This window comes from Pseudoalteromonas sp. L23 (genome assembly GCF_021728455.1).
Lineage (GTDB): Bacteria > Pseudomonadota > Gammaproteobacteria > Enterobacterales > Alteromonadaceae > Pseudoalteromonas.
This window is the reverse complement of record NZ_JAKKCW010000003.1, coordinates 464,508-489,963: the sequence shown is the minus strand read 5'-3', so window position 1 is coordinate 489,963 and position 25,456 is coordinate 464,508. Positions and strand designations below refer to the sequence as shown.

The 25,456-nt window shown below is 43.2% G+C and carries 22 protein-coding genes; 11 read left to right on the top strand and 11 right to left on the bottom strand.

The window, feature by feature from the left end; all coding sequences use genetic code 11:
- Positions 1-34: 34 nt before the first annotated feature.
- The gene (locus L3V43_RS08670) at positions 35-922 is read left to right on the top strand and encodes an ABC transporter ATP-binding protein (protein WP_237116209.1); all 888 of its coding nucleotides are present in this window, start codon (positions 35-37) and stop codon (positions 920-922) included.
- A 2-nt stretch (positions 923-924) separates the two neighbouring features.
- Entirely contained in the window at positions 925-1,650 is a 726-nt protein-coding gene (locus tag L3V43_RS08665; RefSeq protein WP_237116210.1) for an ABC transporter permease, read from the top strand.
- A gap of 51 nt (positions 1,651-1,701) precedes the next feature.
- Here L3V43_RS08665 and L3V43_RS08660 read toward each other — a convergent pair whose 3' ends face one another.
- Both L3V43_RS08660 and L3V43_RS08655 read right to left on the bottom strand, forming a co-directional pair.
- Positions 1,702-2,085, bottom strand: coding sequence for a DoxX family protein (locus L3V43_RS08660; RefSeq protein ID WP_237116211.1), 384 nt, complete (start codon positions 2,083-2,085; stop codon positions 1,702-1,704).
- Positions 2,086-2,456: 371 nt separating this feature from the next.
- Complete coding sequence (locus L3V43_RS08655; RefSeq protein ID WP_237116212.1) at positions 2,457-3,353, bottom strand: LysR family transcriptional regulator; 897 nt, start codon at positions 3,351-3,353, stop codon at positions 2,457-2,459.
- A gap of 103 nt (positions 3,354-3,456) precedes the next feature.
- On the opposite strand from L3V43_RS08655, the gene L3V43_RS08650 reads away from it, so the two are divergent.
- Positions 3,457-4,302, top strand: a complete 846-nt coding sequence (locus L3V43_RS08650) for an SDR family oxidoreductase (protein WP_237116213.1) — start codon at positions 3,457-3,459, stop codon at positions 4,300-4,302.
- A 51-nt stretch (positions 4,303-4,353) separates the two neighbouring features.
- Here the strand turns inward: L3V43_RS08650 and L3V43_RS08645 are convergent, their stop codons facing one another.
- Complete coding sequence (locus tag L3V43_RS08645) at positions 4,354-4,710, bottom strand: hypothetical protein (RefSeq protein WP_010605604.1); 357 nt, start codon at positions 4,708-4,710, stop codon at positions 4,354-4,356.
- Positions 4,711-4,909: 199 nt separating this feature from the next.
- The gene (locus L3V43_RS08640; protein ID WP_010605603.1) at positions 4,910-5,476 is read right to left on the bottom strand and encodes a uracil-DNA glycosylase family protein; all 567 of its coding nucleotides are present in this window, start codon (positions 5,474-5,476) and stop codon (positions 4,910-4,912) included.
- A 201-nt stretch (positions 5,477-5,677) separates the two neighbouring features.
- Here L3V43_RS08640 and L3V43_RS08635 point away from each other — a divergent pair, with 201 nt between their 5' ends.
- The 3 genes from L3V43_RS08635 to L3V43_RS08625 are packed head-to-tail and all read left to right on the top strand — an operon-like array spanning position 5,678 to position 7,895.
- The gene (locus L3V43_RS08635) at positions 5,678-5,983 is read left to right on the top strand and encodes a hypothetical protein (RefSeq protein WP_010605602.1); all 306 of its coding nucleotides are present in this window, start codon (positions 5,678-5,680) and stop codon (positions 5,981-5,983) included.
- On the top strand, positions 5,980-7,563 hold the full coding sequence (locus tag L3V43_RS08630) for a PepSY-associated TM helix domain-containing protein (protein WP_237116214.1): 1,584 nt from the start codon (positions 5,980-5,982) through the stop codon (positions 7,561-7,563). Before L3V43_RS08635 ends, L3V43_RS08630 begins: the two co-directional genes overlap by 4 nt.
- Positions 7,563-7,895, top strand: a complete 333-nt coding sequence (locus L3V43_RS08625; RefSeq protein WP_010605600.1) for a DUF3325 domain-containing protein — start codon at positions 7,563-7,565, stop codon at positions 7,893-7,895. Before L3V43_RS08630 ends, L3V43_RS08625 begins: the two co-directional genes overlap by 1 nt.
- Positions 7,896-8,380: 485 nt before the next feature.
- On the opposite strand, the gene L3V43_RS08620 is transcribed toward L3V43_RS08625, so the two are convergent.
- The 3 genes from L3V43_RS08620 to L3V43_RS08610 all read right to left on the bottom strand — a co-directional run bounded on the left by L3V43_RS08620 (position 8,381) and on the right by L3V43_RS08610 (position 12,764).
- Positions 8,381-10,036, bottom strand: coding sequence for a hypothetical protein (locus tag L3V43_RS08620; RefSeq protein ID WP_237116215.1), 1,656 nt, complete (start codon positions 10,034-10,036; stop codon positions 8,381-8,383).
- A 66-nt stretch (positions 10,037-10,102) separates the two neighbouring features.
- Positions 10,103-12,031 carry an alkaline phosphatase PhoX gene (locus tag L3V43_RS08615; protein WP_010376054.1) on the bottom strand — a complete coding sequence of 643 codons (1,929 nt, stop codon included), beginning with the start codon at positions 12,029-12,031 and terminating at the stop codon, positions 10,103-10,105.
- 196 nt (positions 12,032-12,227) lie between these two features.
- Positions 12,228-12,764: a lipocalin family protein gene (locus L3V43_RS08610; protein ID WP_237116216.1), complete on the bottom strand. Its 537-nt coding sequence runs from the start codon at positions 12,762-12,764 to the stop codon at positions 12,228-12,230.
- 439 nt (positions 12,765-13,203) lie between these two features.
- On the opposite strand from L3V43_RS08610, the gene L3V43_RS08605 reads away from it, so the two are divergent.
- A complete protein-coding gene (locus L3V43_RS08605; protein WP_010605597.1) occupies positions 13,204-13,746 on the top strand; it encodes a hypothetical protein in 543 nt (180 codons plus the stop codon).
- Between the two features lie 301 nt (positions 13,747-14,047).
- Here L3V43_RS08605 and L3V43_RS08600 read toward each other — a convergent pair whose 3' ends face one another.
- The 4 genes from L3V43_RS08600 to L3V43_RS08585 all read right to left on the bottom strand — a co-directional run bounded on the left by L3V43_RS08600 (position 14,048) and on the right by L3V43_RS08585 (position 19,908).
- Positions 14,048-14,713 (bottom strand): class I SAM-dependent methyltransferase, encoded by a 666-nt coding sequence (locus L3V43_RS08600; RefSeq protein WP_237116217.1) that lies wholly within the window; start codon positions 14,711-14,713, stop codon positions 14,048-14,050.
- Between the two features lie 10 nt (positions 14,714-14,723).
- Positions 14,724-18,383: an SbcC/MukB-like Walker B domain-containing protein gene (locus L3V43_RS08595; RefSeq protein ID WP_237116218.1), complete on the bottom strand. Its 3,660-nt coding sequence runs from the start codon at positions 18,381-18,383 to the stop codon at positions 14,724-14,726.
- Positions 18,384-18,387: 4 nt separating this feature from the next.
- Entirely contained in the window at positions 18,388-19,587 is a 1,200-nt protein-coding gene (gene sbcD, locus L3V43_RS08590; protein WP_010605594.1) for an exonuclease subunit SbcD, read from the bottom strand.
- Between the two features lie 81 nt (positions 19,588-19,668).
- The gene (locus tag L3V43_RS08585) at positions 19,669-19,908 is read right to left on the bottom strand and encodes a hypothetical protein (protein WP_010376069.1); all 240 of its coding nucleotides are present in this window, start codon (positions 19,906-19,908) and stop codon (positions 19,669-19,671) included.
- Between the two features lie 459 nt (positions 19,909-20,367).
- Between L3V43_RS08585 and L3V43_RS08580 the strand changes: the two genes are divergently transcribed.
- The 4 genes from L3V43_RS08580 to L3V43_RS08565 all read left to right on the top strand — a co-directional run bounded on the left by L3V43_RS08580 (position 20,368) and on the right by L3V43_RS08565 (position 25,151).
- Positions 20,368-22,791: a M1 family metallopeptidase gene (locus L3V43_RS08580; RefSeq protein ID WP_174169116.1), complete on the top strand. Its 2,424-nt coding sequence runs from the start codon at positions 20,368-20,370 to the stop codon at positions 22,789-22,791.
- The gene (locus L3V43_RS08575) at positions 22,791-23,279 is read left to right on the top strand and encodes a DUF6702 family protein (protein ID WP_010605592.1); all 489 of its coding nucleotides are present in this window, start codon (positions 22,791-22,793) and stop codon (positions 23,277-23,279) included. Before L3V43_RS08580 ends, L3V43_RS08575 begins: the two co-directional genes overlap by 1 nt.
- Positions 23,280-23,390: 111 nt before the next feature.
- Positions 23,391-24,278 (top strand): hypothetical protein, encoded by an 888-nt coding sequence (locus tag L3V43_RS08570; RefSeq protein ID WP_010605591.1) that lies wholly within the window; start codon positions 23,391-23,393, stop codon positions 24,276-24,278.
- Positions 24,279-24,557: 279 nt separating this feature from the next.
- Entirely contained in the window at positions 24,558-25,151 is a 594-nt protein-coding gene (locus L3V43_RS08565; protein WP_206471867.1) for a 1-acyl-sn-glycerol-3-phosphate acyltransferase, read from the top strand.
- Positions 25,152-25,456: the final 305 nt, after the last annotated feature.

The following is a 25,456-nucleotide window of genomic DNA, read 5'->3' as shown; positions in this document are numbered from 1 at the left end:
CTGCAAATCGTACAGTTCAGTAGGAGCGAAGACGGTGAGCAACGCCATTGAGTTATCAAATATCAGTTTTGCATACAACAATACTAAGCCAATATTAGCAGACCTAAACCTTACGCTTGAACAGGGTAAGGTTTATTCCATTCTTGGTCCAAATGGCGCAGGAAAAACCACCCTGATCAATATAATGCTTGGCAGACTAAGACCCACATCAGGACGAGTCTCTGTTCTTGGTCATCAGCCAGAGTCTGACTTTTGTCGCCAGCGCGTAGGTGCCATGATGCAGTTAGGCGGGCTACCTCTGCAAACCAAGGTGAGGGAGTTTCTGGCGTTATTTGCAAGTTACCATCAAACCCCAATTCCATTGGAGCGGTTAATTTCACTCTGCCAATTAGCACCATTTTTAGAACAAACTTTCGATACGTTATCTGGAGGTCAAAAGCAACGACTGTTTATGGCAATTGCACTAGCAGGCAATCCCGACATTGTTTTTTTGGATGAACCTAGTGTTGGTATGGATGTAGAGTCAAGACAGCAACTGTGGCAGGCCATACGCACATTAAAACAGCAAAATAAAACGGTACTTCTTACCACACACTATCTTCACGAGGCAGAAGCATTAGCGGATGAATTATTAGTGTTAAAAGAAGGAAAATGTACCAAGCTTAACGACATACCTGAGCTTGCCAACACCTATCGTCGCTCACAAATCAAGTTCACCAGCGACCTGCCTGCTGCTGCACTGGTTAACGCATTTCCTATGATAGATCTGCATGTTAAAGGCGATCAGTTCACTATATTGACGGATGAGCCAAACCATATTGTGCAGCAGGTATTAGAAAAATTTTCTATCCGCAATTTGTATGTAGCCCCAATGAGCCTCGAAGAAGCTTATTTATCCCTAATGAATGCTAGGAGCGCTTAACCATGATAAACACAGCATCCTTTATACTTGAAAGCAAAACTGAACTTTTGAGCACATTTAGAAGTAAGGGTTTTGTGATCCCAGCCACACTATTTCCTTGCTTATTTTATCTTTTCTTCGGCGTGGTGTTCAGTCATCATGACTCCCATAACTATATGTATATCAATTATCTGATATTTGGCATGATAGGACCTGCGCTATTTTCCTTTGGCGTTAACGTCGCCCTTGAAAAGCAAAATGGTTGGCTGATACTCAAGCAGCTCTCTCCCGTTTCTCCCTATCAGTATCTGCTCGCAAAATGTGTGAGTGCGACGGCTTTTTCATTGCTCGTAGCCTGCCTAATGAGCTTGCTGGCATTATTTTCTGGCGTGTCTTTAAGTTTAGCTCAATGGTTACTCGTGATCGCCATTACCCTACTCGGCACCTTGCCTTTGTGTATGTTAGGGCTGTTAGTTGGGCTGTCAGTGTCAGCAAAAGCGGCACCTGCGGTGGTTAACTTAATTTACCTACCACTCTCGTTGCTTTCTGGCCTGTGGCTGCCTATCATGTTATTCCCTGAAACGATGCAATGGTTTGCTTGGCTGTTGCCAACTTTCCATATTTCCCAATTGGCGCTTTCGACCATTGATGCCACCTTGGGTTTTCCAGTTTATCTCCATGTGGCCGTCCTAATTACACAAACGCTTGCATTATTCTTTGTCGCGCAAATTAAATTTAAGCAGGCTTAACAGGACAACCAAAAGCGCACGGTCCCAACCTTGTGCGCTTTTATTTCGTAATTACTTACTCTCTACTAGCTTACTATCAATGCTGAATTTACCAGCACCTGACGCGGCGAGTGCGAGAAAGCCACCAGCCACTGCAATATTTTTAAAAAACATTAAGAATTGTATTTGGTCGGCCAGATCAAAGTGAAACAGCAACGCACTAACAATACTAAACCCTGCAAATGCAATTGCTGTCAGCTGAGTAAATGCCCCCGCAAGAATGAAAAGCCCTCCTATCAATTCAAAGGCTATAACCAATGGCAGCAGCTCGCTTGGTAATCCGCTTGAAGCCATGTATGCAGCATCACCTTCGAAGTATTGGATTTTATTAATCACAGCCAGTATAAAAATGGCTGATAGCCCTACTCGGCCAAATAAAGATAATACTGATGCCATTGTACTGTTCGGTTTAATGATGTTAATTAGCCTGAGGTTTGGATAAGGGATGTTCTAACTGGCTATTTTTAAACTCAAATTAAATTATTTCCTTATCTAGCCAGAGAGCTTTGGGGATAACTAGGCGAATTTACGCACCAATAGCTGGCTATTGGAAGTGAATTCAACACAGTTAGCACAAAAACTGGCTGCTAGAAAGGCATAAATTATCCGAAGCTCAGGTTAATTAGGTTCATGATACTTTCCTCGATAAATATAGACGGTATTGGATTGGCTCTCGGTGATGAGCCGTTGGAAGAAAGTATATGTTCGCTTTAAAACAATTAAATTAGTAAAAATATCATACATCATTCTATTGAAAAGAATTAAAGCTATCCAAACAGATTCGCTTCCAATAGGTAGTCAATCACCGCCCGTGTTCTAGGCGGAATTTGTTTACGTGATGGATAAACGAGAGAAAACACCAGTTGCTCGCTACTTAGCTCTGGACAGATCATTTGTAACTCCCCGCGCTCAACTTCTTGCTTCACAGTAGAAGGCAATAACTGCGCAACTCCTAATCCTGCCACTGTCATTTGTTGTAACAGCATAGGGGAATTGCACCAATGCACTTGAGTTGGTGTAAAGTTTACGGCTTCACCACTGCGATAAAACTGCGTCATCCCCGTTGATTTAGCCTGCTCTAACAGTAACCAAGGTAGCTGGTTTAGCTGTGTGTCTTTGCTTGGTAACCCATGCAATGCTATCAGTTTAGGACTTGCATAGAGCTTAAAACATTCTTGATGTAATTGCCTTGCAATCAGTGCGCTGTCTTTAGGAAAGCCAACCCTGATGGCGAGATCTATTTGGTCGTTAATAATATCGCGCTTGTCATCATCAACGATGATATTTAATTGGATCTTCGGATATCGCGCCGTGAGCTCAGAAAGTTTTGGTAACAGAAACTTATGTGCGGTGTCGTGTGTCATGGTTATTGAGACCATACCATGAGGCTCTTTGTTATCGAGCAATACCTCAACATCATCCAAAATAGCGTGCAATGAATGCGCTTGAGCCAAAATGTCACGCCCCTCTCGCGTTAGCGTGAGTTGCCTCGTGCTACGCTGCAGTAGTCGAACACCCAGCATGGTCTCTAACTGGGACACTTGTTCACTCACTCTAGAACGGCTAGTCGCGAGCTTTCGCGCAGCTTGAGCAAAGCTTCCCGCATCCACAACCGTTGCAAATATTGCTAAGAGTTTTAGTGCATTTAAGTCTATTGTACTCAATTTCAGAACTCACCATATCGAATTAACCCACTTATGATAACAAAAATTACCACGCATAATAGCCACATCCAATACATTCTCGTTTTAAAAAGAGGTATACATCATGATCGCAATCACAGGCGCAACAGGCAAATTAGGTCAATTAGTTATCGAGTTTTTGGCACAGAAGATACCAGCCAAACACATTGTGGCTCTAGTTAGAGATCTCGATAAAGGAAAGGCACTCACCAATTTAGGGGTCACCGTAAGGCAAGCTGATTACGACAAACCGCACACACTTGACGCAGCACTTACAGGTGTTGAAAAACTGCTACTGATCTCAGGCAATCAGATCGGAAGCCGAACAGCTCAACACAAAGCAGTTATTGACGCCGCAGTGAAAAACCAAGTGCGCTTAATTGCCTATACCAGCATTTTGAATGTGGACAATTCACCACTAGAGCTGGCTAAAGAGCACAAAGAAACAGAGGCGTATTTGAGAGCAAGCGGCGTGGCTTATAGCATGCTGAGAAATGGATGGTATAACGAGAACTACACTGATTTAGTACCTGTATTTACAGCAAATCATGCGATTACCTCAATCGCGCCGCAAGCTCAGATCAACAGCGCTGCTCGTGCAGACTACGCATTGGCTGCTGCCACCATATTAAGTAGCGCTGGCCACGACAATTCAGTCTATGAGCTGGCTGGCGATAACGCATTTACAATTGCAGGTTTGGCACAAGCGGTGTCAAAGCATACTCAAGTTGAAGTAAAAGCAAAGTTTGTATCTGACGAAGAATATTTGGCCCACTTGGTTGCTCTCGGCGTGCCAGCGGCGTTTGCTGCGTTATTGGTTGACGCTGAGGCACAAGCGCAACAAGGATATTTGGCAACCCAGAGTAATGCGCTCAGCCAGTTGATTGGTCGCCCGACCACAACGGTGGCCCAGTCGCTCGCAAAAAATTAAGCATATTTTACCGCTGATCTTGTGCACGGGCTTTGCTTGTGCACTTATTTTTTACTCAACCTTACCTTCTAAGGTTGATATCAATAAGTCTCGACTCACTAAAAAGCCACAAATGCTCACCACGACTAAAAAGATACCGTACATAGAGCCGATATAAACCCAGTCGCTTTGGCCAAACCAAAGGCTTGCACGAGTACCATCATTCACTAATAAGATATTAACAAGAGACAGTGTGATCACGCTGCGAAAATAAATCGGTTTATCCATATGGCTCGCAAATGCTGCGATAATGAGGGAGAACAGGCATAAGTAGAAGCCTATAACGGAAAACGCACCAGGTTGCATACTTGGATAAAATGCGACGAGAGAAAGGAGTACAGCAGCCCAACCGGTAGTTTTGTATATCATTATCAAGTCCTTTGAAAATGTTAAAAAGTGTTTGTTATGTAAACAGGCTGGAGTATGAGGTAATACTCGTAATTACGCAACTAAATGGTGATAAATATTAGCTGATATGACCTTTATTCCTTAGTTTTAAACCTATCAGATTGCCTTTGATTTTAAACCTAACCCTAAAGCATTAAGTGAAAATTTAATTAACGCATTATCAAGATGATAGCGCAGCTGAAACTCTTGTCTTTAACTGCGGTACACTGTCTTTTTCAAACCAGTCGTGCTTTTTTAACCAGATCTGATTACGAGGGCTGGGATGAGGTAATGGCAAATGACTTTGACTGGAAAAGTCAGCATTTTTTACCATCTCAGTTACTGATGAATATTGCGTTAAGTAGCATTTTTGCGCATATTGCCCAATAAGTAGTGTCAGCGATACGTGGCTGAGTGTAGCTAGCACCTGAGAATGCCACGTGGGCGCGCAGATTTTAGGTGGTGGTAAATCTCCAGATTTCCCTTTACCAGGGTAACAAAATGCCATTGGCATAATGGCAAAGAGTTCAGGGTTATAAAACTGTATTCGACTTACACCCAGCCAGTCTCGCAATCTATCTCCACTTGGGTCATTAAACGGCTGGCAGGTTTGATGCGCTTTTAAACCCGGCGCTTGGCCTATAATTAAGACTTTGGCCTTATAACTGCCTTGGATGATAGGTTTTGCCCCCATGGGAAGCGCTTTATCACAAAGCTTGCACTGCCTAACACGTTCAAAAATATCCATCTTTCCTTACTTATTTTACCCAATGACACCAAGGGTCATTATGGCATAGCCATATTCAAAACCCCATTTAACCAACAAAACTTAAAGTGCTTAGTCGTTAAAACGACTCCACTCAACTTAAAACAAGTGCGAATCACTATCATTTAGATGCAAATTATTGGATAATATTCTATTACGTTTGCTGTCTTTTACAGGGGTGCTATGCCTAGTCGGGATAACACAAATAATAAGGCTATTTTGTACAGAGCTGAAGTGCTTGCACGCTTTTTCATCGCTATTTTCGGCGGCTATTACGTGACTGTTTTAGCTTCATCTTTATTGGCTTTAACTTTACCTACTCCGCGCCTAGATGCGCTGTTATATGCATTAACAACTGGCATCGTCTTTTACGCCATTGTCTTTATTTGGGTGTTTGGATGCCGCTCTTTTAAAAAGGTATTTCTTGGCATGATCGGACTACTTTGTATTCTTTACGGTACTTTGACGCATTTTGGAGGCTCCCTGTGAGAGAGTCATTTTTCCGCAGTATGACTTGGCTACACACTTGGGTTGGTTTACTCGTTTGTTGGTTGCTGTTTTTAATCTTTTTTGCTGGTACTGCGAGTTTTTTCAGACATGAGATCAGTCTGTGGGCGCAACCTGCAACGCACCATTTACCTCATTATGATAGTGCCCAACAAAATGAAACGGTCAAAAAGAGTATCGAACGATTTCAAGATATAGCGCCAAACGCCGAGTCTTGGCGTATTGAAATGCCGACGGAGCGTCGCCCAAGCCTGCTATTAATGTACTCCGAAAAGCCAGCCGAAGGAGAAAGGCGCGGAAAACGTCACTCTGAGTATCTTGACCCAGTAACGCTGGAGGCACTTCCTGAGTTTAGGGAGACTAGAGGCGGTAACTTTTTTTACCGTCTGCATTTTGACTTGCATTACATGAACGCGATCACCGCGCGTTGGATAGTCTGTTTTGCAACTCTGTTTATGTTGATTGCGCTTATTTCTGGCGTGGTGATCCATAAACGCATTTTCAAAGACCTATTCCAATTTAGAAATGGGAAAGGGCTAAGAAGTTGGCTTGACGCTCATAATGTTTCTTCCGTGGTGGCATTACCGTTTCATATTATGATCACTTACACCGGCCTAGTGACGCTCATTTTTATGTTACTGCCACAGCCCGCCGAACAGCGCTTTGAAGATACAAAAACGCTTAGAGCCGAACGCTATCCATTTCTGGCCCCTACCCAAGAGGCGGGACAACCACTGAAGGGGCTCGCATTAAATACAGCGTTAGATCATTATTTTACTAACTCTGGTGATGCACCGCTTCGCCGCATTGTGATCTCATCGCCAGGGGATGCAAGTGCAACGATTAAGCTTTATGCCAATGCTCAACGCGCAGTGCAGGATGATCCACCCAGTTGGATGTATAGCGCGGCATCTGGTGAGTTGTTAAAAACACACAATGTGACGCTGTCTGGCGCTGAAAATCTCTACGGCGGAATGATAGCACTGCACACCGGGCGTTTAGCGGAGCCACTGTTACGTTGGCTATACTTTGTTGCCGGATTAGCAGGTTGTGCCATGATTGCAACGGGTGCTGTTATGTGGGCAAAAAGACTACGCCAAAAGCTCAAGGGTGATGACAAGCCGGGCGTAGGCCTTAGGCTTGTGGAGTCGCTCAATTTAGGCACCATCATGGGGCTGCCAGTCGCAACAGCGATGTTCTTTTATGCAAACCGTTTGCTTCCAATAGAATTAACTGGACGTGCAGACAAAGAAGTTCTGGCGTTCTTTGTTACGTGGGGAATATTCACTCTGGCCGCTCTATTTAAGTCGGATAGGCTCGCGTGGATGCTATCTGCGAAAGTAAATGCAATCATATGGGGCTTACTGCCTGTCGTAAACATGCTAACGACTGATGGCAGCCTCGTGAGCTATTTCATTAATGGTCAGTGGGTATTATTTGGTTTTGATGTGATGGCTCTTGGTATCGCATTCGGTTTCTTGGTTCAAGCCAAAAAGCTCGGCAGTACCAAAGCAGCACCAGCGACCCCGCGTCGCCAAGCAAAACGCGAGGTAAATGCCTAATGGAATGGCTAACGTTTTTACTTTGCCTGCTAGCATTTATGGGTTTTGCAGTAGCAAAGCCCAATCACTATAAAGAAGTATTTGGTACACGTCCTAAAGGTAACGTAACAAGTCAATTAACCATTGCCGGCTGGCTCTGCCTCGGCGGCAGCTTAGCACTTGCTCTTAAAACTCAGGGGACCTACGGTAGCTTAGAGTTTATTGGTTATATGACCTTAGCAGTATTACTACTTATCGCTATCTTTGCGACCAAACCTAGTTACTTCAGATCACTATTTTACCTAGTCATTATCACTATGCTGCTCAGTACGCTGTATTGGATCATATTTTAACTAAGGCGCCACTAATGGCGCCTTTTTTAGATCACAATTTTACTAACATTCCTTTGTTAACTCTTTGAAACCACATCATTTAGCATAAAATATCAGCAATAATGACGCTATACACCGCAAATTTACTAACTCAAACTAAGTTAGGTTAGTAAAATCATGATCTAATGAGCTCAATTAGCTTAATCAGTTGGTAAAAACATGATCTGGTAGTCTTGTTCTCGGACTAACTTAGTAAAATTCTGATTTAAGCGCCAAATGAAATCTGTTGGTTGGTTAAATTCTGATCCAGAAAGTGAGAAGAGTAATTCTGCTCTGATCCGAGCTTAAGCTTTATCTTACCTTCAAGGTCTATGTGATAAGAAGATTAGCGTGCAATTTCAATTTGAAACTACCTCTTAGGATGATGGCAGTTTATCAGTGCCAGTCCCTTTATCTTTGAGCCTTTATCAACTCAGGGTAGGAAGCGCCCCTACCCTGAACACGATTTACTCGGCTTTATTCCAATCCAGCTGCATATCCCACACATATCGGTGCTCTGGCTCTAGAGGCTGTTGAGAATTATCGACTTGTTCAAGCACATTACGCGCTTTTACTATGGTGGCGTCACGACCGAACAGGTAGCTTTGCTCTTTGACAATGGTTAAGTAGGCTTTATTCAGCGCCAGCGCACGTGGTTTTGATGGTGTGATCAATTCATAAAGGTTCTTCGCAGACTGCACTTTTTTGCTGTTTACCGTGCCATCTTCGTTAAACCAGCGCATTAGCATCTCTTGGTTTTGCCTAAACTCATCACCGCCGCCAACACGCATCATATAGGTCAAGAATTCGCCCTGCTCTTCGCCTTTGTTAGGTACGTCTTGCATCTCTTTTAAATTGATATAACCCCAACCCAGTTTGCCTTCAACTTTACGCGCAAACGAGAAGGTTTGGTCATAGGTTGAGCCAATGGTTTTGTGACAGCCATTACAAAATGCAAGCTCTTGCTCATGTTGCGGACGAAGTGCGCCATTTTTATCCTCTATATAACCGTTAATCGTCCAACCAAAGTTGTTATTGATCCCTTGGTCGCCCAAATAAAGCGTTTGTGGGTAATTTTCGAATGACTTTTCTTTCGCTTCTCTGTAGTAAGCAGCACCGAGTGACTGCTTGGATTTAAAGTTGTGCTTCTTCATGTAGCGCACTTCTTTCATTCTTGGCGCATTAAATACTTGGCCATTATCATCCACCCCAATATACCGAACGGTATGTAAAAACTCGGTGTCTTGTGGGTATAACTGATGAGCAAGCTCGATAGTATTGGCATCACCAAGGTAACGTTCACTGCGCAGCATGCTAGTGATCTTCGTGAGTTTGCCATCACCATTTAAATCTACGCCAACTCGCGATTCAGAAATCACTGGCGTTGATATTTCGTCAAGTCCCTTTACAGCCATTTCAACTAGGCTTAAGTTGGCAAGGTAAACGTCCTGATTATACGTTTCGCCTTTTTCTCTGAAGGCGTCAGCAAGGCGGATCATGACATCCCCCGTCGAGCCGTTGGTTGGCCAAAAAGTACTAGGAAAAGGTTTATAATTGAATGCCACCCAGCCACTGCCGTCCTTTGCTATACCAAGCTCATCGAACGCTTTTTCTGGATATGCCAAGTTGTTAAGTGGAGTGATCTCACCTTTCCAGTCAGGGTTATTTTTTAGTTTTTCGATAAAAGGGGTGTAATTATCTTGGTTGACCCAGTTAGTAATATCTTGATCTGAGATACCTTTGATAAGCTCAGAACGATCTTTAAACAAATTTTTCCAGTGGTTTTTAAATCCAAGATCGGAAAACTCATAGGCGCCTTGTAAATTGGCATCACGCATCATGTTTGGTCGGTTTTTTTCATCATATGATTGATGGCAGGCATAGCAAGGGTTATTCACGCCATCCGTTTTGGTGTAACACTGAGGTGGGATCACTGATTCAGGGTTATAGACTTCATTGTGCTGCATAAATGCGGCCGCAGGAATATCATCACCCTGTTTATAAGGTGCTGTAATTTGCGCCGACATAAGTGCGGTATTGGTTAGCCCTTGAGTCTGTTCATCATTACAACCAAACAAGGCTACGCTCGTCAATGCCACTAGAGTTAGGCTAACGTATTTCATTTTTATGACTCCAAAATTTTGCTAAAAAAAAGCAGCGCACCATTCAGTGCACTGCTACTTGTTTAATTATTTTGCTTTAGGGTCATAAAGCCAAAGCGTGTTGTTTTCTTGGAAGCCATCTTCACCAATAATGATGCGACCATCTTCCATAACGATTACGTTATCAGGCTGCGAAAGCTGATTGACATCACAACGCTCAGCGCCAGTTAGTGACGAGCGGTAAGTTGCACCCATAACAACCGGCTCAATACGAGTTAGGTTATAGTTGTTATCGATATGTGCACGGTATACACCGCCACAATCTTTAACACGCGCAGAAAGCTGCATGTCACCTTCGCCATCAATCATGGTGTTGTCGATATCAGAGATACCGATATACATATAGGCTTTATCTACCACCTCACCGGCAACAACATCTTGACCAGTTACCGCCTCAAGTACGCGGTTATGGTTGATGCTTAAGCCTTCAAGTTTACGCCATTCAGCCGTAGCGCCTTTTTGGCGTGCAGCCTGACGAGACTCTAGGAAGATAGCGCGGTTGTCCATCGCTTTACCTGCCGTTACTTTACCGCCACCGTTTGCAACTGTTGGATAAGTAGCAGCGCCTTCCGCCCACGCTTTTACATCAGCAACAGACAAATAGCTTGTTTGACCTTCAACATAGTCAGTCTCATTGATGCCGTCGTACTCAGCCACCCAAGTTTCAATCTGTGCATTACTGCCGCTACCCAGCTCAACCCAGCTAATGTCAAAGCCAGTTACAGCCGGATCGGTAAGGCCCGCATCTTGAGTTAGCTTTGCTGCGTATAGGGTACCTGCACTTAAGTCTTCTGGTTGATCTGCAACAAATTTAAATAGTACGCCACCGGTATCATCTTGTGATGAATAAACAGTACGACGGTCAGGCATTACAACTGAGTTTTCATGCTCATAACGACCGATTGTGAAGTGTTTTACAACATCAGGCGTTTCGGTTGTAGGATTTTTGATTTCCGCAATGTAACCGTAGCGATAAGGGTTAGGGAAATCAGGTGCCATTAACGCTTCCATTGTGTCATTGCCTGTTTCAGCAGGATTATTCCACTGTGGATCTTGTGTTGAATCAACTTCAGACCAGACAATCCATTCTTCCGAAGTCAGCGGTGTGCCCCAAGGTGATACTGAACCAAAGCAGTTGGCTGCTGTGCCTTTAACACCGTCGAAGTCTACCATCATGGCTTCTTCGATTGACCATTTACCCGTTGTCGCTTTACTCATTTTCAAACGACTGACACCACCTGGGTACGCTTCCCAGTTTGTGAATAGATAACCTGTGTTTGCATCGACTGGAATATAACCATTGAAATCAGGGTTATCATTTTTAATGATTTCTTCACCAGTTGAGATGCTGTAATGTACACCCAAACCACCCGCTAACCCTTTAGTGCCAAGGTTTGCGAATGTGTCACCTGTTTGGCCTAGAATTTGATATTGACCAATTGCAGAAATCACGGTTTGTTGTTCCATGGTCGAAGCTGGAACTGGCGCGCTTGGGATATTTGCAGGTAGATTATTAAAGTTCACACCGGTTAGTACACCGACAGTACCTGTATTGAATGGCTTGCTATTGAACTTATCAGTAGCTGTGTTGGTGTCATTTGGGTGCTGAACGTTGAAGAACAAGTCCCCCCCTTCAGAAAGAAATAGACCAGTTACTTCAGCACCAGCTGGGACGGTTGCGATGCGAACAAGGCCTGGTACGCTGTAACTACCATCACGACCATTTTGGCCGTCTTGTCCATTTTGACCATCCTGTCCGTCAGTACCATTTTGTCCATTTGTGCCGTTTGAGCCATTAGTACCATTCGATCCATTAGTGCCGTTTGCACCGTCTTGGCCAGCAGTGCCCTGCTCACCTTGAGGACCCGCAGGACCTTGTGCTCCATCGTCACCATCACAGGCTGTAAGTGCCATTGCAACTGCTGCTGCAATAAGAGAATATGCTACACGCTTCATGAGTTACTCCAGTTCCTAAGTATTATTTTTTGTAAAGCGTGCAACAGTGTGAAGTGTTCCTGTTACAGTTGACTGAATGATTTATTAACCATTTCCTACAGGAATAAGACACTTATACTCAACTCACATACAGCCTCCCTTCTGTTAGCAAGTTAAAATACCCATAAAAGGAACTTTAGTGTAAAGGGGGTTTACACTATTCTTTTCGAACGGTTTCGTGTCTCATATAGATAAGTTCATTGGTGTTAAAACCATATTGTTCTGACATGGTTTTAAACTTGTTCATTACGGTATCCGACACTTTAAGTGCTCTAGAAAGCAACCAAAGGTAATCACGATTGTAGCTGGTAACAAATGCATACTGGTAGTCTTCATCTAACTCGAATACCACATAACTGCCATAAAACGGACCAAAAAATGACACTTTCAGATGCGCTATTTCATCATTTGCAACAAACTTAGCTTTGCCAACCGCTTCTTTCCACTCTCCTTCCTCTGTTACATATCCCTTATTTACGACTTTAATTGAACCGTCGGGATTTTGGCTATAAGTTGCCGTGACGTTCTGCATTCCTCTTTCAAATGAATGGTCTAATCGCGCGATTTCATACCAAGTGCCTGTATATCGCTCAACATTAAAGTCTTTAACTGGTTTGATGCCCTCAGGCAGCCCTGTGCATGCTGAAACTGCAAGCACTAAAATCGCTGTGAAAAATAACTGTCGTACTTTCATATAAGTTCTCCATATTCCATCTTGATGTCATACGTAGTAACCAAGCACTAAGATTAACGATAGGTTCGATTTTTTACCTAGGGCCTGTTGATCTTTCAAGTTTGTTTTTGCAGCAGTTTGATTGCCATTTATACAAGGAAGAGCCTGTGTAGCATAGTTATTCTATGTGAGTCAGGCGATAACGCATTAGAAATGCCAATCAGGCGCTGCCCTTTGGGTTCCCCTGAGTGCGCTTTGTTCATTGTTGCTCAACTTTTGCTTAGATTACTAGGCGGCAAGTCGAGCGCCGCGACCAAAACCCACTCAGGGAAACAAAAATCAAACAGCAAAGGCCAACAGGCCCTAGTAAAAGCAAAATTTAATTCAAACCCTTACCATGCCAATTTCACTTTATTTATTTTAAACTTACGTGTAAATGAATAGATCGCAGCAAAGTATGATGAATACAGCACAGAGCAAAAAAATACTAACTCATGGTTTGGGTGTAGCAACGGGTAAGGTTGCGTTTTATATTGAACATCCGCCACGCATAGAACCTTATAATAATTTGATGCAAGTCAGTGCGTTAGCCAATAGGGAGATCGAACATATTAATGCGCATTGCGGCAATGGTTGGAGGAAAATCTTCAATGTTTTTGCCAAGTTTTTATTTGCTGCAAAGCTGCCAGATCACGATATTACTAACTATTCAACTTGGCAGTCATATCGAGATAGCGCGTTACTTCAAGCTTCAAGTCAAGAAGCCCTGCTCTTCTCAACGCCTGATTTTTCAGCAAAAACATACGATTGGCATATAATTGCAGGACGCACCTACGCGAAATCATTGCTTAGAGATCAGATTTTTACTAACAATCTAATTTGGCTAGATGATGAGTTCGCCGTTGACTATAACTTGCGCCTTATCATTTCGCCATTTTTGGATTACCGCCAACTTAGTAATATAAAAATCAATAAGTTAGTGGATATAATAAGACAAAGTTAGATATTAGGCGGCAACTAAACAGCATGCCAATTCGTGCATAGATCAAACTTTTACTAAGTAAAATACTGATCTCCCTTCCGCATCATGGTCATTGAGATCAGAGTTTTACTAACTTTTTAGAAGTAAATGACCTGAGGTTTAGATAAAGCGCGGTGACGCCAGTGGCAGAGCAGCAATTGGCTTGGTATAGATCACTATTTTACTAACTTAATGTAAGCTACTTTGAAAGAGTAAGAATGGAAAGCCAAACCCGAATATGGTCTGGCTTATTTATCCGAAGCTCAGGTTATTTAGATAAAAACTACTGCTTATCTACCACAAAGCCCACAAAGCCAAGGGCTTTAAAGAAAGGTTTGGCAATGCCAAAACCTGCGGTGTCTAGCAACTCTGCAAGGCGCATTTTATCCACGGGGTAAAACTCATGTTCTAAATTCACCCTCATACGCTGCTCGCCAACATCAGTCAGCCCAAGTTGTTTGCAAACAATTAATTGCGCTTCACGTTCAAAGCTTGTCGCAGGTTTTTCTAAGTCGGCAATAAAAAGACGCCCATTCGACTTTAGCTGCTCACTCATTTGTTTAAACAAGCTTGCTTTATCGCCGTTATCTTTTACAAAGTGCATCACCAGCAAGCACAGTACTGCATCCGCTTGGTAGGCCTGTGGTGAAATCGCGCCATGATGGATCTGCACACGCTCCTGTAGGCCCAACTTAGTAAAATGCTGATCTGCAATTGCCAACATATCAGCAGATACATCTTGCGCTATAAACCGCCAACTCGGGTTTAGCTGAGCAAGCTCTACAATTTCTTTGCCTGTCCCTGCACCCACAACCAAAATGGTTGCGCTATCTGGGTAAAGTGCTAAAAGTTGCGCCCCGGTAAGTTGGTGAATTAACGCATAACCTGGCACCAGTTTTGTGATCCTAGAGTCGTAGTTTTGGGCTTCTTCGCCCGTAAAAGTCGGCATCCAAATTTCCTTATGTTTGTGGTACTAAATTTAAAGATGAGTAGCCTCCCGGCTGTTTATTCACATGGATACGGGTGGCGATCCGCTCGCTCATCTGAGCAACATGCGAGATCACTCCAACCTTGCGGCCTTGTGATTGCAACGCGTCTAGTGCATCAATTGCGACACCTAGCGTCTCGGGGTCTAACGTACCAAACCCTTCATCAATGAATAATGAATGTATTTGCACTTTATTTGATGAAAGTGCAGCAAGTCCAAGTGCTAAAGATAAAGATACCAAGAAGGACTCTCCTCCAGATAAGGTGTTGACGCTACGTTGCTCGTCAGCCATATCTTTATCTATGACCGCAATTTCTAAAGATTGCTCAATGTTGGTAAGCAGATAACGTCTAGAAAGCGTATGCAATTGCTGGTTAGCATACTGCAATAAGATTTTTAGCGTTTGCGTTTGCGCCCAATTACGCAACTTTTTGCCTGTTGCGTCGCCTAATAACTTATCTAGCAAATGCCACTGCTCGTAGTCTTGTTGCAACTGAGCGAGATTTGCCGCTTGCAAAGAGAATTGTTGTTTATTCTGAGCATCAACCTCTAATGCACTTTGCACTTGTAGTAACTGATTTTGAGTTTGTTCAAGTGCTTGCGTCGTCTCGGCATGACTTTGCTTAACTTGTTCACTATCAACCCCATCAGGGTACTTACTTTCAAGTTGGCTGAGTTCTTCACGCTGATGACTAAGCTGCAGCTTAGTGTTTTGAAAGGCTTGTTGAACTTGCGCACACTTTTCTAAATTCGCTCGAGCTTCATCCAAAGAAACCTCAAGTAACGCTAATACTTTTACTTTGTCTAGCTGCCCTTGCTGGTCGAGCAACCATTGTTCAAAACGCGCATCAAGCTGCTGCAACCGGGATGTTTGCTCGGCAATTTGCTTTTCTAGTTGCGTCAGACTGTGTTGGGTCTTTTCACGCTGTGCTTCGGTTTGGCTCAGCGCTAGCTGGGTTTGTGTGATCTGCTCTCGGCTTTGCTGTTCTTGCAGCTTAAGCTCTGCAATCCAATCATCCAATCTGGTGTGCTGCTGTGGTAAGTATTCAGCACGTTCGCGATTGAGGCGTTCAATATTCTGCTGATGTTGTAAAAGCGTATGTTCTAATTCTTCAAGTCGCTGCGCTTCATCTTGTTTTTGTTGACTGACAAGATGTAATTGATGCTCAAGCTGAACTTTTTCCGCCGTTAACGCATCGGTGCGCTTGGTGGTTTTTAACCAAGTTTGCACCCCCGTTTTAAGTTGCCTAATGGCAGCTTGAGGAGATGAATCAAAGTCTTGCCACCACGACTTATCGGAAATTAACGCTTCAAGCCGATTGCGTAAGGCAGCCACTGTTTGTGATAGCTGATCATATTCGGTTCGCAAAAAGGCAATATGATTACCTAAATCATGGTGCTGCTGCTGAAGTGCCTGCCCTTTATGTTTAGCCTGCTCGAGGTGTTGTTGTGCCTGCTGAACCAATTGCCACTGGCGGTCGATATTATTGCGTAACTTGGATAGTTCATTTAGCCGTGACTGAATACTCACGAGTTGCAATTCAGCTTGCTCAGCGCTGCCAACTTTATACTCATCACTCAACGCATCTAGTCGAGCGCGATTCTCATTTATTTGCTTAGTGCAGTGAGCAATTTCCTGAGTGACTGACTGCCATAGCGCATTTTCACGCTCTTTTTCACCGACTTGTTGATTATAACGCTGCAACACTTGCTCACGAGCTTGCTCAGCAGCTTGATACTGAGACCGAAAATCCGATAGTAACTGCTCCCAATGGGCATCGATGTGCTCTACACCATAAGGATGTTCTTTTGAGCCACATACCATGCATTCTTGCCCTGCTCGCAATTGAGCGCGTAAATCGCTGATCCGCTCACTTGCGCGTAACTGCACTTGCTCCAAGTTATCACGAGTTAGGGCTAGGCGCTGCTTAGACAACTCATCTTGCTGCTTGGTATCTCGGATCAGTATCTCAAGCCTTTCCAAGCCAATATGATGTTGAGTTTGTTGCGATCGTAGCTGATGCAGCAAGGCATCTCCTTCTTCGATACTACGATAAGCCTGCACGCATAGAGACCAATTCTGCAATGCCAGATTTAGGTCTTGTTGAGTCAAAGGTGCGAGTGCTTCTTTTAATGCGGAGAGCGCGCTGGCTTCGGTGTCGTAAACCTTTTGTAGGTGCTGTACCTCAGCCTCATGTTTGCTCAATTGTGTACCTAGCGCTTGCTGTTCGTTCGGTAATTTTTGCAACTGGACTTCATAATCATTACGTTGTTGTTGGTACTTTTGCAGATCATCGAATTGAGGTTGAACCACGTTCCATTGCCCGGCAATATTGCTAACTGAGTGCAAATTCGCTTGCTCATGCTCTAACTGCTGTAATTCAGTATCGATTTCGCCTTGTTGCACTTGATACTTCTGCATTGCAGCCTCATGTTGCGCAATAAGATTGGCGTGTTTATCTAGATAGGGCTTAGTTTCTAGTTCTTGCGCTTTATGTAGGCTCAGCTTTTCATCCAATATACGAATGCTGTTAAAGCTTGGTTCTAACTTTACAAAATTGGCTTGCTGCGTAATAAGCTGCTGTTCCAGTTGCTGCTGTTTTGCTTTGAGCGTTGTAATGGCGGATGCAAAATCTTGTTGCTGCAGTGCTAGCCGCTCTTGAGATAGCTGCGCAACGCGTTTATCCGCCAGCTCATGCTGCTCACGGTTATCACGCATCTCATTGGCTTTTAAGACTTGCTGCGCATATTCCTGCTGTGGCTTTCCCTCTTCTATTTGCTGCTCAAGCGTTTGTAGCGAGTGTTCCACCTCAGCTATTTTTTGCTTTCTTAGCTCGACATCCGCGAGCCATTGCAGCTGAGCTTGCAGCTTTGTACTTGTTTCTTGTTGTCGATTTCTTGTATCAAGCAATCCCAACTTCTGTGCTTCAAGTTCGGCATGCTGCTCTGGTGACAAGAGCACAATTTGACCTAGCCTATCTTGCTGAGATTGCAGCTCAGTTTTCTTTTGCTTGTGCGCTTCAAAAACCGCTTTACCGATATTGCTGAACTTTTCGGTACCCGTAAGACATTCTAGTAACTGAGCCCGTTCATCTCCCCCTGCCTTCAAAAACGCGGAGAATTCATGCTGAGCAAGCAACACAGCTCGAGTAAACTGTTCAAAGTTAAGCCCGACTAGCTGTTCGATTTTTTGTTCTGTTTCTTTTTTCTTCTCACAGACTAGGGTCATATCTGGTAGGCTAAACAACTCAATAGTGGCAGTTTTTAAATTACCTTTAGGGCTTTTTCTAGCGCGCTCTACCGACCAACTAGCTTGATAACGTTTGCTATCTTGAGCAATAAAAACCACGCTAGCAGATGCCGCAACACAGCCCCGACGCAATAGGTTTCGCGGGTCGTTTAACTTAATGTTATCGCCATTAAAGGCAACTTTCTCTTTGTCGTCCGATTTTAACCGTGCGGTTTTGCCATAAAATGCAAGGCAAACCGCATCCAGTAAAGTGCTTTTTCCCGCCCCTGTATCACCGGTAATGGCATAAAGACCGGTGTCTTTGAGTGGTGCCGCAGTAAAGTCGACTTCAGCACTTTCTATAGAGGCAAGGTTGGTGATTAATATTTTTTCAAGTTTCATTGCACTACTCCTCCATGCTCGCGATCACTTCTGCTAATTTTTCATGTAATGTCGCGGGTGCTTTTTCCTGCTCAGGTTCAATTTCGCGATAGGCAATATCCAACAAGGTATTGGGTGATAACGATTCAACTTTGCCCAAATCTTCAAACAACCACTCACTGGCAGCTGCGCCTTTAGACACCCGCTCAATACCACAGAACTTAATATCCTTTCCTTTTAGCGCTTCATCAATCTCGGCCCGAAAGCGGCTATTGGTTTCAGCTGCAGATAATTTTAAGCGAACATAGGGAGCGCTATCGAACTTGCTAAAATCCTGCGCCGCGATAGCTTCGCATAATTCAGCCAAGCGCTTTGCACCATCTTCAGGGATATATAACACATCTTTAAAACGGGGAACGTAAAGGGGGTTTACATCGACCAGACCTTGCTCATTAAATTCAGCGAGCAATACTTGATGCTTATAATTGCGTTCGGAAAATGACATTGGCAAAGGTGTGCCGCAGTATCTGATAGCACTTTGCTTAGCGACGGTTTGCGCTTTATGTAAATGGCCTAGCGCAACATAGTCAAACTGCTCGCCAAACACGCCGGCAGACACCGCATCAAAGCCGCCAATGTTGAGGTTACGCTCAGAATCTTCAGAAATCGTTCCACCCTTGGCGTGCAGATGCCCCATTAGCACAATAGGACCTTTCACTTCTTCTATCGTGCTTAGCGCATGCTGATAAGCTAATTGTACCCCGGTTTGATAGTCAAACTCGTCATCTAGCGGTTTTGGTAAATCAGCACTGCGCAAAAATGGCATTGCCACAACATGCATATGCTGCGCGGCGATGGGTAAATCGATAACAACTTGTTCAGGCGCTTGCTTGTTAAAGCGTCCAATAACATGGGTGTTGAATAAGGTTAAGAGTGGTTTTGCGGTTTCAATGCGATTAGCGGAATCGTGGTTGCCTGCAATCAGAATAATGTGCAGCTGAGGACACAGTTGAGATGCTTTTTGGATAAAGGTATACAGTTGCTTTTCAGCACTCGCGGGCGGTGTTGCGGTATGAAAAATATCACCGCTGATCAACAGTACATCAATTTGCTGTTCAACCAGCGCATCGCATAGCCAGTCTAAAAACAGCTGATGCTCTTCACTGCGATCATGCTCGTAAAACGATTGCCCTAAGTGCCAGTCAGACGTGTGTAAAACCTTCATTTAGCGTTCCTTTTCCTATAGAAACGCTAATATAGCATCGTCGAGCAATATTCGTCTTGTGAATATTGACGCTTTAACAGCTTAGTGAGTCAACTGCCACCAAGCAAAAATGATTATAGGTAATGCCAGTAAAAAGAATTTAGCAGGTAACTTGAAAACACGACTATGCTTATCTTGCACGCGTTTAATCGCCGATTTCTCGTTACAGGCAGCTACTTTATCAACATAAAAATAGCCGTCATCTAAATAATCTTTACAGTTTTGTTCGTCTGCAGGAATTGCAACAAACTTCTCTTGTTTTTTTAGTATGTAGAAATCCATACTGCCCACCACATTCGATTCGCTAAACGGGTATTTAGTACAGAGCAAAACTAACGCCAGTTTTACCCATAGATTGTAAAGTGCGCGATTTTAAAGACAAACTTGGGTCAATATCAACAACTAATTTTGTTTTCTTTATTTATTTATAAAATGTAGACAATAACCCAGCAAAATACCTTTTTGGCATACAAATTAATTTTTTTGAGCATTGTATTTTTTCTATCAAAAACAACAGATTAAAAAACACTCAAAACAGCGTAATTTCAGTCGTGCCTAAATCTTGTTACTTTATCTCAAAACTTTGATTTATGTGTTTTTATTTGTCAGTTTATTGACACGTAGAAGGTTTTATTTGTCTTCCTTTGTCACCATGCAAATCCCCTCTACTCACTCCGAGCAAAAACTGAAATAAAAATGTTTATTGGTCAATGCTTTGGCACGATAAAATGGGAAATAACAATGAAAAAATCAACACCAGCCATGCCTTTATTGGTTGCACTAGCGCTATCCGGTGTCGCACACGCCAGCGCCATTTCGCAAACCAAAGGGCATTTTGAAGATAAGTTTCGCCAATTAGATGAGACTTTACCGACCCCAAATATCTACCGCAGCGCAGCCGGTGAGCCCGGAGAGCGTTATTGGCAACAAAAGGTGGATTATGATATTGATGTAAACTTGGACGAGAAAGCCAAAAGGTTAACCGCTACGCAGACCATACATTACAAAAATAACTCTCCTCACACCCTCAAATATTTATGGCTACAATTAGACCAAAATATCTTCAAAAATGATTCAATTGCTGAACGCACTGCAACTTTTGGGAACGAATTACAGAGTAATCCGGTTACAAAACATGCAAAAATTTCACTAAATCAACTCAGACGCCAGCAGTTTATGGATGACACTGAGCTTGGTTTTATCATCAATAATGTCAAGGACGGTCGCGGTAAACCGCTCAAGGTCACGATTGTTGATACCATGATGCGTGTTGACCTAAACGAACCACTCAAATCAGGTAAAGATCTACAATTTAGTATGGACTTCGCCTTTAATATTGTTGAAGAAGATGCCGTTGGCGCACGTTCGGGTTATGAGCACTTTGAAAAAGACGGTAATGACATCTTTTTGCTCGCGCAATGGTTCCCTCGCCTAACGGCGTATACAGATTATGAAGCTTGGACCAACAAGGCGTTTCTTGGCAGTGGTGAATTCACGCTCGAGTTTGGTGACTACGACGTTGAAATCACGGTGCCGGCCGATCATATCGTTTCTGCAACCGGTGAGTTAGATAACCCAAAGCAAGTTCTGAGCAAAACCCAGCGTGACAGACTAGCGCAAGCAAAAACAGCAAAACGCCCGGTATTCGTCGTTACTGAAGAAGAAGCACTAGAGAACGAAAAAGCGGGTACAGACGACACCAAAACGTGGCGCTTTAAGGCCAAGAATGTGCGAGATTTTGCTTGGGCTTCATCACGTAAATTTATGTGGGATGCTAAAGGCTATCAGCAAGGTGGTGACGAGCAGCCTCTCGTGATGGCCATGTCATTTTTCCCCAAAGAGGGGGGAGACTTGTGGAAAAAGTACTCCACCGAAGCCGTTATTCATACCATGGAAGTCTATTCACGCTTCTCGTTTGATTACCCCTATCCAACCGCGCAATCAGTAAATGGTCCTGTCGGTGGGATGGAATATCCGATGATCACTTTCAATGGTCCTCGTACGAAATTGCAAGATGATGGCTCTCGCACCTATTCACTGGCCGAGAAACGTTTTTTAATCGGCGTTGTCATTCACGAAGTAGGGCACATCTACTTCCCTATGATAGTCAACTCAGACGAGCGCCAGTGGACATGGATGGATGAGGGCCTCAATAGCTTTTTAGATGGCGTTGCTGGCCGCGAATGGGATCCCACCATTCCTTGGGGCGTTGAGCCAAGAGATGTTGCTGCCTACATGAAATCTGAAGATCAGTCTCCAATCATGACGCAATCAGACAGCGTATTGCACTTAGGCCCAAATGCCTACACGAAACCTGCTGCAGCGCTTAATATTCTGCGCGAGGTGATTTTAGGCCGTGAGCTATTCGATTTTGCATTTAAAGAATATGCCCTACGCTGGAAATATAAACGCCCAACGCCAGCAGATTTCTTTAGAACGATGGAGGAAGCTTCTGGGGTCGATTTAGATTGGTTCTGGCGTGGCTGGTTTTACAGCACAGATCATGTCGATATCTCATTAGATAAAATCTATCAATTGCGGTTGGACACCAAAAACCCAGACATCGATTTTGGCCGCCTACGAGAGTTTGAAAAGAACAAACCAATGTCGTTATTCGTCAAACGCAATCAAGAACAAGGGCGCGCACTTTGGATTGATAAAAACCAAGACATAACAGACTTTTACGATAATAATGACCAGTTTACGGTAACCAATGAAGAACGAAATGAGTATCGTGAGTTTTTATCTGAGCTTAAACCTTGGGAAAAACGTACTCTTGAGCGCGCGGTAAAAGAAGACAAAAACTATTACGTACTTAAGTTTAGTAATGTCGGTGGACTCGTGATGCCAATCTTACTTGAGCTCACGTACCAAGATGGTAGCAAAGAAGAGCGGACTATCCCTGCCGAGATTTGGCGTCGCAATGCCCGTAACGTCAGCAAGCTAATTATTACAGATAAAGATAAACCGCTTGCGTCCGTGACCGTTGACCCGCGGTGGGAAACTGCTGACGTTGATATTGAGAATAACCATTACCCAAGACGCATTATAGAATCTCGCCTAGAGCTCTATAAAAAGAAAGAACGTGAAGGTAAAGTGTATCGCGATATCATGCAAGACGTTAAAGCCGAGCTAAAACCACTTGAAGAGAAAAAGGATAACTAATGAAAACCTGGCGCTTAGCCTGTTTATTTGTGCTGATTTCACCGCTTTGTCAAGCGCACCAATTAAAAGCAGCGGTCACCACGGTGTTATTTAACGAACGCAGTGGTAATATCGAAATCATGCACAGATTCTATCTCCATGATACTGAGCATGCGGTAGAGAGCCTATTTAGTCACAATGCCGATATATTTAACAATGTTGCTGATAGAGTAAGCTTTGCGAATTATGTCAGTAAGCGCGTTGAATTAAAAACAGGCGCAGGTAAAGTGCTGCCCTTAAATTTGGTTGGTGCGGAAATTGATGGCCAATTTTTTTGGGTATATCAAGAAACACCGCTGTTCTCACCAATAAATGAACTTAAAATGCGCCATAATGCACTCAGAGATGTGTGGTCAGAACAAGTCAATTTAGTAAACTTTGAAGGCAAAGGAAAAGTCAGGTCGTTGCACTTTGATGGTAATGATGATTGGCTAAGCGTCACGTTTTAGGTTATCTAACTCGCTAAAGTTAAAAGGCACTCCGGTGCCTTTTTTACTTTATCAACTCAAGTTCTGCGCTAAAGTTAAAGAATACTTTTTAATGCACGATGAGGAAAAGGAATGATAGCCTCAATAAAGCTGGTGTTGACCTGCATATTACTGACGTCATTTAGCGTCTGTGCAAACGATTTAGTGCGCTATAACATCTCTAAAGAATTTGCAGATCCAAAACAAGACTACTACATCGCGTTATTAAGGCTGGCTCTAAATAAGAGCCGCGATAAATATGGCGCTTACCAACTCAGTGAAAACTCTTTCGATCATACCCCTCAAGGACGCACCTTAGAAATTTTGGAGCAAGGGAAGCTTTTAGATGTTCACTGGAGTATGACATCCATCAAAAGAGAAAAGAGTTTAGCGACGGTATATGTGCCGCTACTAAAAGGAATGATGGGCGCGCGTTTATTTCTCATCCACAAAGATACCGAAGAAAGACTCTCTTTGCTTCACTCTCCCGCCCAATTAATGAGTTTCACGCTTGGTAGTGGTATCGACTGGCCCGATACTTCAATCTACGAAAAAAATGGCTTTGTTGTAGTCACTAGCATGGCTTCTTTGCTACCAAAGATGTTAGAAGAAAAACGCTTTGAGCTCTTCCCTCGCGCACTTCACGAACCATGGACAGAGTTACAAAGCATGGATAGCACAGTAGTAGAGTCTAGGTTCGCGTTTTGTTATCCCACTGCTATGTACTTTTTCGTCAATAAAAATAATAGTCGACTCAAAGAACGCCTTAGCTATGGCCTCAACAAAGCAATAGAAGACGGCTCGTTTGATAGACTATTTTTCAATCATCCAATTACTCGTGAAGCCATTGCAAAAGCCAAATTTGAGGATAGGAAAGCTTTAAAACTTCAAAACCCAAACTTGAGTGGTCACACAAGGGATACCCTGTTTAACGCCAAATATACTTGGCAACCTATCCACCAGTGCATATCGCCCAACTAGGCCCAGTCCAGCGTGATAAACTACTGACACTTGAATTATCGGCTTTGGTTAATTAATTTGGGATTGGTATGTGTAAGTAAGGGATCTACTAGTTTTTTGTAGATTTATCAGCCTAATCAGTAATTCGTTTTATACGATAACATCGCACACCAGCGCTTAGTGCCTAAGCCCTGTCTATCTTTCAAGTTTGTTTTTGCAGCAACGGTCAACAGGCCCTAGAACTTTCAGCTAGAATGAATTCACCACCAACAAATAACACAAATAAAGAAGGCCATTACCTTGATCAATATTCCACCCAATATCCCACGCTCAAACAGCCCGATTGGTCGAAAGCTTGGTAGCTTGATGCTTAAGATGATGGGATGGAAGATAGCTGGCACCTTCCCAAGTGAAGAAAAGTTTGTAGCAGCCGTCGCGCCGCATACGTCAAACTGGGACTTTTTTATTGGCATTGCTGTCAAGCTTGCACTTGATGTTGAAATTCGCTTTTTAGGCAAGCACACCATTTTTACCCCACCATTTGGCTGGTTATTACGCAAATGGGGTGGAATTCCGGTTAGGCGAGATACACCGCATGGTATGGTCACGCAGGTTCGCGATATTTTTAATGCCAGCGACAAATTGATTTTGGGCTTAGCTCCAGAAGGAACTCGTAAATACACTCCAGAATGGAAAAAAGGCTTCATCTACATTGCGCAATCCGCCGAAGTCCCCATTGTGCCTATGGCAATAGACTACCGCAGTAAAACTTTTGTTATTATGCCTGCGATCGACAATACAACAGAGCTCACGCCAGATCAGTTACTTAATCAAGTCAAACTACAATTTTCAAAACAAATGGCAAAATACCCTGCACACGCATCAGGACTATGAATAAAAATATCGATGAAGATCAAAAAGATTAAATTGAAATACCATTATTTCAGACAAAAAATAATAAAACTATCAGCTATTTCAAAAAATAAAGCTAATCCAATCAAACACTTTGAAACAGCACACTTTGATTACATTAGCTTGACAATTACAAGCCATAACACACTTAACACGCTCACATTGTAAAGATTTGTTAATGACATTTATACATATATATCATGAAGATATTTAATTTTAACCATCAACAATGAAAACATTCAGTAAATTAAAAGTTGATAAGAAGGCCGCATCATGAATAGTATTTC